The sequence below is a fragment of the Streptomyces gottesmaniae genome (assembly GCF_031845845.1).
Lineage (GTDB): Bacteria > Actinomycetota > Actinomycetes > Streptomycetales > Streptomycetaceae > Streptomyces > Streptomyces akebiae.
Genome location: NZ_JAVRFJ010000024.1, coordinates 140,500 through 150,533, shown reverse-complemented (window position 1 = coordinate 150,533; position 10,034 = coordinate 140,500). Strand labels below are relative to the sequence as shown.

Genomic DNA, 10,034 nt, shown 5'->3' with positions numbered 1-10,034 from the left:
GGGCCGCGCCCCGTCAGGGGCCTGCGGCCCGGTAGGGGCGCGGGGAACGGCGCGAGAAGCCCCACCCGCCCGCACCCGAAGAACCGGCCGACGCGGGGGCGGCTGGGGGGCGACCCCCGGCGTTCAGCCCACCAACCAACCGCAACCGAACCCCCGCCACCCCCACCCGCACCGTCTGCCCCCACGTCAGCTCCAGCGCGTCCCCCTCCATCCCGTCCCCGAACGCGATGAGGCGATCCGACTCGACCGTCAGACGGAGGTGGGACGCCGCCGCCAACTGCCCCGCCACCAGGGACGTCCCGGTCGCCGGGGAGGGCCAGGCCTCGCGGACGAACCACAGGAGGCGGGCCTCGGCAGGGCCGGGAAGGGGCAGCGCGCTGGCCCGTTCCTGCCAGACGGACCGGATCCACCCGCTCGCCCCGGTCCCCGTCCCGACGAGCACCCCGGACGAGGCCTGGGGCTCGACGACACCCCTGTCGCCGTCGAGCCCCAGACGGTACCGGGCGGTCTGGTGCCCCGCCGCGCCGAGATAGATCTCGTTGAGCGCCACCAGCCGCTGTGTGTCGTCCGCGACGGCCTCGACCATCGTCAACTCGTCCATCGGGCAGTCGTGTCGGAGCGAAGCGGACAGCAACCGCACCGCCTGCCCGGGCTGATGCCGCACCAGCACCCCGGGGTTGCGTCGCGGATCGGGGTTGATCCCCACCACCGGCTGTCCGGCGAGGTACTTCGCCACATTGGCCACCAGGCCGTCCTGTCCGACCACGACCACCACGTCCTCGGGGGCGAACAGAAACCGGTCCAGGTCGGCACGCTCGACCCGTGCCTGACGCCACGTCAGCGGAACCGAGGACGTGACCTCGGCCAGCGCCCCGCGTTCCCGCCGGTGCCGCTCGGCCACGTCCTCGATGTCCCGCCCCCGGGACCGCAGGAAGAAGGCGGCCTGCCCGTGTGTCCCGTGCCGGGCCACCAACTCCTCGTACTCGGTGGTGCGATGGACCAGCACCACACGTGGCGCGAGACTCACGCCGGGTCCCCTCCGCTGTCCGACCCGCCGCCGAGCCTGGCCAGCAGCCCGGTCAGGACATCCGGCGACACCGTCACACTCTCGATCCGCGGCAGGTTCTCCGCGAGCCGTGTCCCGGTCAGCGCGTGCAGCGTCGCGGTGTCCACCTCGGCGTGCACCCGCAGCCACGCCGCCTGCGCCTCGGCCCGCGCCGCACCCACCTCCCGCGCGGCCCGCGCCTCCGCCTCGGCCAGCTTGACCTGCCGCACCGCCTCCGCCTCCGCGAGCTTCACGCTGCGCGCCGCCTCGGCGTCGGCCAGCCGCACACTCCGCGCCGCCTCGGCCTCCGCGAGCTTCACGGTCCGTTCGGCCTCCGCCTCCGTCAGCCGTACCGTCCGGGCCGCCTCCGCGCCCGCCTTCACCGCGTCCGCGGCGGCCCGCTCCTCCGCCTCCCGGCGGGCGTTGGTGCCCCGCTGCTCGACCAACTGCTCCTCGCGCCGTGCGAGTTCGATCTGGCTGGCCAGCTCGTTCTCGGCGATGGCCCGCTCCCGCTCGACGGCCACGGCCCGGCGCTCGTACGTCGCCCGGTCGGCCTCCTGCTGGATCTGCTCCCGGGCCGGTGTGCGCAGCGCCCGCTCCACCTCGGGCTCGGGCCGCAGCGCCACCACGCGGACGGCCACGATCTCGATCCCGGTGGCCGGCAGCCGGGGCTCGGCCGCCAGCCCGCCGGCCACCCGTTCCCGTACCGCCGCGACCCCGTCGACGAGGGCCGAGGCCAGCGTCGTACGGGCCAGGACGTCCAGCGCGTGCTGCTGGGCCGTCTCCGTCAGCAGGGTCGACAACTGCTCCAGGGGAGCGCCGCGCCAGACCCCCGTGTCGGGGTCGATGGAGAAGTCGAGCCGGGCGGCGGCGATCGCCGGGTCGCTCACCCGGTACGTCACGGTCGCCTGTACGGACACGTCCTGGAAGTCGGACGTACGGGCGTGGAAGGTCATCGCAAGCTCCCGATCGTCCACCGGGACCTCGGAGAGCGCGGCGCTCAGCGACCGGTACCAGAAGCTCAGCCCCGGGCCGTCGTGCGCGAGCCGCCCGGAGCGGTGGTGACGGATGTGCGCGGTGGGCGCCCCGCGCAGATGCCGCCAGCCGAGCCGTCTGGTGATGTCGGCCATGGATGATCCCCCTCGTGACGGGCTGATCGACTCGCGAGGACCGGTCGACGACCGATCGACGACGGAGCCCGATTAATGTCACTTAGACGATAACGAAGGAGCCTGCTTATCGTCAAGAGGACGAGATGGGGGCGAGATGGGGACGGGATGGAGGGCGATGTGGAGGGCGAGAGGGAGGTGCCGGAAGGATTCCGATTCGGCCGACCGGAGGGTGAACACGCGCCCGAATGGTCAGGATGAGGGCATGGGATTCCATGTCGACTCCGAGGCCGGGCGCCTGCGCCGCGTCATCCTGCACCGGCCGGATCTTGAGCTCAAAAGGCTCACCCCCAGCAACAAGACCGCGCTGCTCTTCGACGATGTGCTGTGGGTGCGCCGGGCGCGCGCCGAGCACGACGGATTCGCCGACGTGCTGCGTGACCGAGGCGTCGCCGTCCACCTCTTCGGCGACCTCCTCACCGATGTCATGCGGATTCCGCAGGCCCGGCAACTCGTTCTCGACCGCGTCTTCGACGAGAAGGAGTACGGCCCGCTCGCCACGGACCACCTCCGGGCCGCCTTCGAGTCGCTGCCCGTGCGCGAGCTGGTCGAGGCGCTGATCGGCGGCATGACCAAACGCGAGTTCCTCGACGCGCACATGGAGCCGGCCTCCGTCCGCTTCCACGTCATGGAGCTGGACGAATTCCTTCTCGACCCCCTGCCCAACCACCTCTTCACCCGCGACACCTCCGCCTGGATCTACGACGGGGTCTCCATCAACGCCATGCGCTGGCCCGCCCGTCAGCGCGAGACCGTCCACTTCGAGGCGATCTACCGGCACCACCCGCTGTTCCGCGCCGAGACGTTCCATGTCTGGTCGGAGGGTCAGGCCGACTACCCGTCCACCATCGAGGGCGGCGACGTGCTCGTCATCGGCAACGGGGCCGTTCTCATCGGCATGAGCGAGCGCACCACCCCGCAGGCCGTCGAGATGCTCGCGCACAAGCTCTTCGCCGCCGGCTCCGCGCAGACCATCGTGGCTCTCGACATGCCCAAGCGCCGGGCCTTCATGCACCTCGACACGGTCATGACCATGGTCGACGGCGACACCTTCACCCAGTACGCCGGACTCGGCATGCTCCGCTCGTACACCATCGAACCCGGCGTCGGGGAGAAGGAGCTCAAGGTCACCGACCACCCGCCGGAGCACATGCACCGCGCGATCGCCGCCGCGCTCGGCCTCGACGCCGTCCGGGTGCTCACCGCCACGCAGGACGTCCACGCCGCCGAGCGGGAGCAGTGGGACGACGGCTGCAACGTGCTCGCCGTCGAGCCCGGCGTCGTCGTCGCCTACGAGCGCAACGCCACCACCAACACGCATCTGCGCAAGCAGGGCATCGAGGTGATCGAGATCCCGGGCAGCGAGCTGGGGCGGGGGAGGGGCGGGCCGCGCTGCATGAGCTGCCCGGTGGAGAGATCCGCGGTATAGGGGGGGCCGTATAGAAATGTGGAACATCGTATAGACTTCCAGTCTTCCTTTCGCTGTCCCTGTCCCGTCGACCCAGGAGCGCCCCATGGCGACCGTTCCCCACGCCCTCGCCGGGCGCCACTTCCTCAAGGAGCTGGACTTCACCGCGGAGGAGTTCCGCGGGCTGATCGAGCTGGCCGTGGAGCTGAAGGCGGCCAAGAAGGCCGGGACGGAGACCCGGCACCTGCGGGGCAGGAACATCGCGCTCGTCTTCGAGAAGACCTCGACGCGCACCCGCTGCGCGTTCGAGGTCGCCGCGGCCGACCAGGGCGCCCGGACGACCTACCTGGACCCGTCCGGTTCCCAGATGGGTCACAAGGAGTCGGTCAAGGACACGGCGCGGGTGCTCGGCCGGATGTTCGACGCGATCGAGTACCGGGGCGAGAGCCAGGCGAACGTCGAGGAGCTGGCGGCATACGCCGGAGTGCCGGTCTACAACGGGCTCACCGACGACTGGCACCCCACCCAGATGCTGGCCGACGTGATGACCATGACCGAGCACAGCGACAAGCCGCTCGACGAGATGGTCTTCGCCTACCTCGGCGACGCCCGCTTCAACATGGGCAACTCGTACCTGGTGACCGGGGCCCTGCTCGGCATGGACGTCCGGATCGTCGCCCCGCAGAGCTACTGGCCGGCCGAGGAGATCGTCACCCACGCCCGCAAGCTCGCCGAGATCAGCGGCGCGCGGATCACCCTCACCGAGCACGTCCACGACGGGGTCGAGGGCGCCGACTTCGTCGCCACCGACGTCTGGGTCTCCATGGGCGAGCCCAAGGAGGTCTGGGACGAGCGCATCGGGGCGCTCTCCCCGTACGCCGTGACCATGGACGTGCTGCGGGCGACCGGCAACTCCGACGTCAAGTTCCTGCACTGCCTGCCGGCCTTCCACGACCTCGGCACCAAGGTGGGCCGCGAGATCCACGAGCGGCACGGACTGGACTCGCTGGAGGTCACGGACGAGGTGTTCGAGTCGTCGCACTCCGTCGTCTTCGACGAGGCGGAGAACCGGCTGCACACGATCAAGGCGGTCCTGGTTGCGACCCTGGCCTGAGGCCGATGCCCGGCGACGCCGGGCCGGGAACTACGCGTGACGACGGCGCTGCGGCGGCACCGTCGGCAACCGGAACCACACCGCCTTGCCCGAGTCCGTGGGGCGGTGACCGCAGGCGGAGCTGAGGGCGCGGATCAGGAGCAGACCGCGGCCGTGCTCCTGCCAGGGGTCCGGGTCCAGGTGCCCCGGGGCGGTGAGGTCGCCCGGGGGAGCGGGATCGGGGTCGTGGACCTCCACCTTGCAGCCGCTCGGCACCAGCTCGACGACCAGCTCTATGGGGCCCTCGCCGACGGCGTGCTCGATCGCGTTCGCGACCAGCTCCGCCGTGAGCAGCTCCGCCGTGTCGCAGTCCGCCCCGTGCTCCAGCTCGGTCAGCGCCGTCCGCACCAACGCGCGGGCCACGGGCACGGCCGCGGCGGTGTGCGGCAGCGCGATGCGCCAGGAGGCGGGGGCGGAGGGTTCTTGCAAGGCGGCGGATCCGTTCATGGAGCAGGTCATGGCTCGTCCTGCTTTCAACGTTACGAATGGTACGGCGCGGACCGGCGAAGCCGCTCGGCGGGCGCCGCGGGGGACCGTCGGCCCCGTTGACGGCGGTCTACCCACGCCAACGTCCGGCCGCGCCCGACCGAGCCCGTCGTTACCGGCTTGTCGAACGTCCGTGACCGAGTCACGGGGGCCCGCCCGCCCTCCTGCCGCCCTCGTGTCGCCCTGCCCCGGCCGCGGTCCTGCGCCCCTCCCGGCCTAGGTTCCCCGCCCCTCCCGGCCGAGGTTCCCCGCCCCTCCCACGGCGGCGCGATCCTCCTATCGCGCACTCGTGACGGCAGTCAGATATCGGTGATAACTTCATGAGGCAGGGAAGGAGCCGCAGCGCTGCGGCCAGCCCCCGAGGAGGCCGCCCGTATGAGTCCCTTCACCGGCTCCGCCGCCCGCACCTCCGACTGGCGGCATCTGCGGTGCGAGATCACCGACGGCGTCGCCACCGTCACCCTCGCCCGCCCGGAGAAGCTGAACGCCCTCACCTTCGGCGCCTACGCCGACCTGCGCGATCTGCTCGCCGAACTCTCCCGGGAGAGATCCGTACGGGTCCTGGTGCTGGCGGGCGCCGGCCGCGGCTTCTGCTCCGGCGGGGACGTCGACGAGATCATCGGCGCCACCCTCGCCATGGACACCGCCCAGCTGCTCGACTTCAACCGCATGACCGGGCAGGTCGTACGAGCCGTCCGCGAATGCCCCTTCCCCGTGATCGCCGCGGTGCACGGCGTGGCGGCGGGCGCCGGCGCGGTCCTCGCCCTGGCCGCCGACTTCCGGGTGGCCGATCCCACCGCCCGCTTCTCCTTCCTCTTCACCCGTGTGGGCCTCTCCGGCGGTGACATGGGCGCCGCCTACCTCCTGCCCCGCGTCGTCGGCCTCGGTCACGCCACCCGTCTCCTCATGCTCGGCGAACCCGTCCGTGCCGCCGAGGCCGAGCGGATCGGCCTCATCAGCCACCTCGCCGACGAGGGCGGTGCCGACGGGGCCGCGCGGACCCTGGCGCGCCGCCTGGCCGAGGGCCCGGCCCTGGCCCACGCCCAGACGAAGGCCCTGCTGACGGCCGAGCTGGACATGCCCCTGTCGGCCGCCGTGGAACTCGACGCGGCGACCCAGGCCCTGCTGATGACCGGCGAGGACTACAAGGAATTCCACGCGGCGTTCACAGAGAAGCGCCCCCCGAAATGGCAGGGCCGCTGATGCCACCCCCGCCGACCTCACCTGCGATGCCCACCCGCATAGCGATCATCGGCGGCGGCCCCGGCGGCCTCTACGCCGCCGCCCTCCTCAAACGCCTCGACCCCACCCGTGAGATCACCCTCTGGGAACGCAACCCCCCGAACGACACCTTCGGCTTCGGCGTGGTCCTCTCCGACGAGACCCTCGGCGGCATAGAACACGCCGACCCCCAGGTCCACGAGGCCCTGCAAGCGCACTTCACCCGCTGGGACGACATCGACATCGTCCACCGCGGCACCCGGCACACGTCCGGAGGACACGGCTTCGCCGCCCTCGGCCGCCGCACCCTCCTGCGGATCCTGCACGACCGCTGCCGTTCCCTCGGCGTGGACCTCCGCTTCGGCACGGAGGCCCCGTACCCCTCCTGGCTCTGCGAGACGTACGACCTGGTCATCGCGGCGGACGGCGTGCACAGCGCGACGCGCGAGGCGTACGCGGAGGTGTTCCGGCCGACCGTCGAGACGCATCGCTGCCGCTACATCTGGCTCGCCGCCGACTTCGCCTTCGAGGCGTTCCGCTTCGAGATCGTCGAGACCGAGCACGGCGTGGCGCAGCTGCACGGCTACCCGTATGCCCGCCCGGTACCCGACCACCACCCCGCAACCAGGCCCTCCGGGCCGCAGGATCAGTCCGGCGCGTCCACCGTCATCGTGGAGATGCGCGAGGAGGTGTGGCGGGCCGCCGGCCTGGACCGGGCGGACGAACGGGAGTCGGCCGAACGGTGCGCGAAGCTCTTCGCGGACGCGCTCGGCGGACGGCCCCTGCGCTCCAACAACTCCACCTGGACGACCTTCCGCACGGTCGTCAACGAGCGCTGGTCGCACGGCAACCTGGTCCTGCTCGGCGACGCCGCGCACACCGCGCACTTCTCCATCGGTTCGGGGACGAAGCTGGCCGTCGAGGACGCACTGGCTCTGGTCGCGTGTCTGGAGGAACAGCCCGATCAGGAGCGGGCGTTGAAGGCGTACGAGGAGGAACGGCGTCCGGTGGTCGCCTCCACCCAGCGTGCCGCGCGAGCCAGTCTGGAGTGGTTCGAGAACATCGCTCTCCATCTCGACCAGCCCCCCCGCCAGTTCGCCTTCAACCTCCTCACCCGCAGCCGCCGCGTCACCCACGACAACCTCCGCCTGCGCGACGCTCAGTTCACCGGCGCGGTGGAGAGGGAGTTCGGCTGCCCGCCCGGCACACCGCCGATGTTCACCCCTTTCCGGCTGCGCGGGCTGACCCTGCGCAACCGGGTCGTCGTCTCCCCGATGGACATGTACTCGGCGACCGACGGCGTCCCCGGCGACTTCCACCTCGTGCATCTGGGCGCCCGCGCCCTCGGCGGCGCCGGGCTGGTGATGACCGAGATGGTGTGCGTGAGCCCCGAAGGGCGGATCACCCCGGGCTGCGCCGGGCTCTGGAACACCCGGCAGGCCGACGCCTGGCGCCGCACGGTGAACTTCGTGCACGAGCAGGCGCCGGGCACGGCCATCGGGGTGCAGCTCGGCCACTCCGGCCGCAAGGGCTCGACCAAGCTGATGTGGGAGGGCATCGACGAACCGCTGGACACCGGCAACTGGCCCCTGACCGCGGCCTCCCCGCTCCCGTACAAGCCGGGCAGCCAGACACCGCGCGCCCTCTCCCGTGCCCAACTCACCGACATCCGGGAGCAGTTCGCCTCGGCCGCGCTCAGGGCCGCCCGCAGCGGTTTCGACCTCCTCGAACTCCACTGCGCCCACGGCTATCTGCTCTCCGGCTTCCTCTCACCGCTGACCAACCGCCGCACCGACCGCTACGGCGGCTCGCTCGACCACCGGCTCCGCTTCCCGCTCGAAGTCTTCGACGCCGTCAGGGCGGTGTGGCCGGAGGAGCGGCCCATGACCGTCCGCATCTCCGCGACCGACTGGGCGGACGGGGGCACCACCGGCGACGACGCCGTCGCGATCGCCCGTGCCTTCGCCGCGCACGGCGCCGACGCGATCGACGTCTCGACGGGACAGGTCGTCGCCGACGAGCAACCCGAGTACGGCCGCTCGTACCAGACCCCGTACGCGGACCGCATCCGGCACGAGGTGCGAGTGCCGGTGATCGCCGTCGGCGCCATCTCCTCCTGGGACGACGTCAACTCCCTGATCCTGGCGGGCCGCACCGACCTCTGCGCCCTTGCCCGTCCCCACCTCTACGACCCCCACTGGACGCTCCACGCGGCCGCCGAACAGGGCTACGAGGGACCGGGCGCACCCTGGCCCGCCCCCTACCGGGCCGGCAGCCGCCGCCCCACCACGGGTCGCGCCGACGCCCCCAGACCCCGGCTCACCCTGTCCTAGGGGGCGACGAGAGGTCCACCATGCCCGCCGTCAGTGTCGCGCCGTCCGCCGGGTCGACCAGGATGAACGAACCGGTGCGCCGTACCGCCGCGTAGTCGTCCACGGCCAACGGCTCGGCCGTGCGCAGGGCGATCCGGCCGAGTTCGTTCGTGGTCAGCTCCCGGTGGCCGCCGAGGTCCTTGACGACGGCCTTGACGGTGCGGGTGGTGTGCCGGAGCAGTACGCGGTCTCCCACGCTCAGCGGTCGCTCGGCCAGATGGCAGACGGCGGCGCGGACGTCCCGCGTGAGGGTAGGCGTACCGGCCGCGGCCGTCGTGATCATGTCCCCTCGTGAGACATCCCGCTGGTCCGCCAGGCGCACGCTGATCGACTGCGGCGCGCACGCGGCCTCCGCCGTCTCGCCGAGGACGTCGATGCCCGTGATCTCGGAGGTCTCACCGGACGGATGGACGGTCACCGGGTCACCGACCCGCAGCGTCCCCGACACCAACTGCCCCGCGTAGTGCCGGCCTTCGCCGTGCCGGATCACGTACTGCACGGGGAAGCGGGCCGGGGCGTCCGTCGCCTCCCGCCCCACCGGCACGGTCTCCAGGAACTCCAGGAGCGCCGGACCGTCGTACCAGTCCATCCGCCCGGACCGGTCGACGACGTTGTCACCGACGAGCGCCGAGACCGGGATCGACGTGAAGCCGGACAGTCCCAGTGTGTCGGCGTGCCGGGTGAAGTCGTCGACGATCCCGCGGAACTCCCGCTCCTCGTACCCGACGAGGTCCATCTTGTTCACGGCCAGCACGACGTGCGGCACCCGCAGCAGCGCCGCCACGGCCGCGTGCCGCCGGGTCTGCTCGACGACGCCGTGGCGCGCGTCCACGAGGACGATCGCCAGTTCGGCGGTGGAGGCGCCGGTGACCATGTTGCGGGTGTACTGCACGTGGCCGGGGGTGTCGGCGAGGATGAAGCGGCGGCGGGTGGTGGCGAAGTAGCGGTAGGCCACGTCGATGGTGATGCCCTGTTCGCGTTCGGCGCGCAGGCCGTCGGTGAGCAGCGCGAGGTCGGGGCCTTCCTGGCCGCGGCCGGCCGATACCCGTTCCACGGCCTCCAGTTGATCGGTGAGGATCGACTTGGAGTCGTGCAGCAGGCGGCCCACCAGGGTGGACTTGCCGTCGTCGACCGACCCGGCCGTCGCGAAGCGAAGGGTGTCGATGGTGGTGGTGCTCAT

8 protein-coding genes are annotated in these 10,034 nt (G+C 71.9%); 4 read left to right on the top strand and 4 right to left on the bottom strand.

The window, feature by feature from the left end:
- Positions 1-13: 13 nt before the first annotated feature.
- Together RM704_RS26160 and RM704_RS26155 are read right to left on the bottom strand one after the other, a co-directional pair.
- Positions 14-1,027 carry an NAD(+)/NADH kinase gene (locus RM704_RS26160; protein WP_311591303.1) on the bottom strand — a complete coding sequence of 338 codons (1,014 nt, stop codon included), beginning with the start codon at positions 1,025-1,027 and terminating at the stop codon, positions 14-16.
- The gene (locus RM704_RS26155; protein ID WP_033525230.1) at positions 1,024-2,175 is read right to left on the bottom strand and encodes an SPFH domain-containing protein; all 1,152 of its coding nucleotides are present in this window, start codon (positions 2,173-2,175) and stop codon (positions 1,024-1,026) included. Before RM704_RS26155 ends, RM704_RS26160 begins: the two co-directional genes overlap by 4 nt.
- Positions 2,176-2,419: 244 nt before the next feature.
- Here RM704_RS26155 and RM704_RS26150 point away from each other — a divergent pair, with 244 nt between their 5' ends.
- Both RM704_RS26150 and argF read left to right on the top strand, forming a co-directional pair.
- Entirely contained in the window at positions 2,420-3,643 is a 1,224-nt protein-coding gene (locus RM704_RS26150; RefSeq protein ID WP_033525231.1) for an arginine deiminase, read from the top strand.
- A gap of 85 nt (positions 3,644-3,728) precedes the next feature.
- The gene (gene argF, locus RM704_RS26145) at positions 3,729-4,736 is read left to right on the top strand and encodes an ornithine carbamoyltransferase (RefSeq protein WP_033525232.1); all 1,008 of its coding nucleotides are present in this window, start codon (positions 3,729-3,731) and stop codon (positions 4,734-4,736) included.
- A gap of 30 nt (positions 4,737-4,766) precedes the next feature.
- Here argF and RM704_RS26140 read toward each other — a convergent pair whose 3' ends face one another.
- The gene (locus RM704_RS26140; protein WP_438828950.1) at positions 4,767-5,222 is read right to left on the bottom strand and encodes an ATP-binding protein; all 456 of its coding nucleotides are present in this window, start codon (positions 5,220-5,222) and stop codon (positions 4,767-4,769) included.
- Between the two features lie 414 nt (positions 5,223-5,636).
- Here RM704_RS26140 and RM704_RS26135 point away from each other — a divergent pair, with 414 nt between their 5' ends.
- Both RM704_RS26135 and RM704_RS26130 read left to right on the top strand, forming a co-directional pair.
- Complete coding sequence (locus RM704_RS26135) at positions 5,637-6,464, top strand: enoyl-CoA hydratase family protein (RefSeq protein WP_033525234.1); 828 nt, start codon at positions 5,637-5,639, stop codon at positions 6,462-6,464.
- Positions 6,449-8,815: a bifunctional salicylyl-CoA 5-hydroxylase/oxidoreductase gene (locus RM704_RS26130; RefSeq protein WP_078936931.1), complete on the top strand. Its 2,367-nt coding sequence runs from the start codon at positions 6,449-6,451 to the stop codon at positions 8,813-8,815. The genes RM704_RS26135 and RM704_RS26130 overlap by 16 nt, the downstream gene beginning before the upstream one ends.
- On the opposite strand, the gene RM704_RS26125 is transcribed toward RM704_RS26130, so the two are convergent.
- The gene (locus tag RM704_RS26125; protein WP_033525236.1) at positions 8,802-10,034 is read right to left on the bottom strand and encodes a sulfate adenylyltransferase subunit 1; all 1,233 of its coding nucleotides are present in this window, start codon (positions 10,032-10,034) and stop codon (positions 8,802-8,804) included. The two genes, RM704_RS26130 and RM704_RS26125, sit on opposite strands and share 14 nt — an antisense overlap.

Coding starts and splice junctions, on each gene's coding strand:
- RM704_RS26125 (WP_033525236.1), bottom strand. CDS start 10,034: ATGAGCACCACCACCATCGACACCCTTCGCTTCGCGACGGCCGGGTCG.
- RM704_RS26135 (WP_033525234.1), top strand. CDS start 5,637: ATGAGTCCCTTCACCGGCTCCGCCGCCCGCACCTCCGACTGGCGGCAT.
- RM704_RS26130 (WP_078936931.1), top strand. CDS start 6,449: ATGGCAGGGCCGCTGATGCCACCCCCGCCGACCTCACCTGCGATGCCC.
- argF (WP_033525232.1), top strand. CDS start 3,729: ATGGCGACCGTTCCCCACGCCCTCGCCGGGCGCCACTTCCTCAAGGAG.
- RM704_RS26140 (WP_438828950.1), bottom strand. CDS start 5,222: ATGAACGGATCCGCCGCCTTGCAAGAACCCTCCGCCCCCGCCTCCTGG.
- RM704_RS26155 (WP_033525230.1), bottom strand. CDS start 2,175: ATGGCCGACATCACCAGACGGCTCGGCTGGCGGCATCTGCGCGGGGCG.
- RM704_RS26150 (WP_033525231.1), top strand. CDS start 2,420: ATGGGATTCCATGTCGACTCCGAGGCCGGGCGCCTGCGCCGCGTCATC.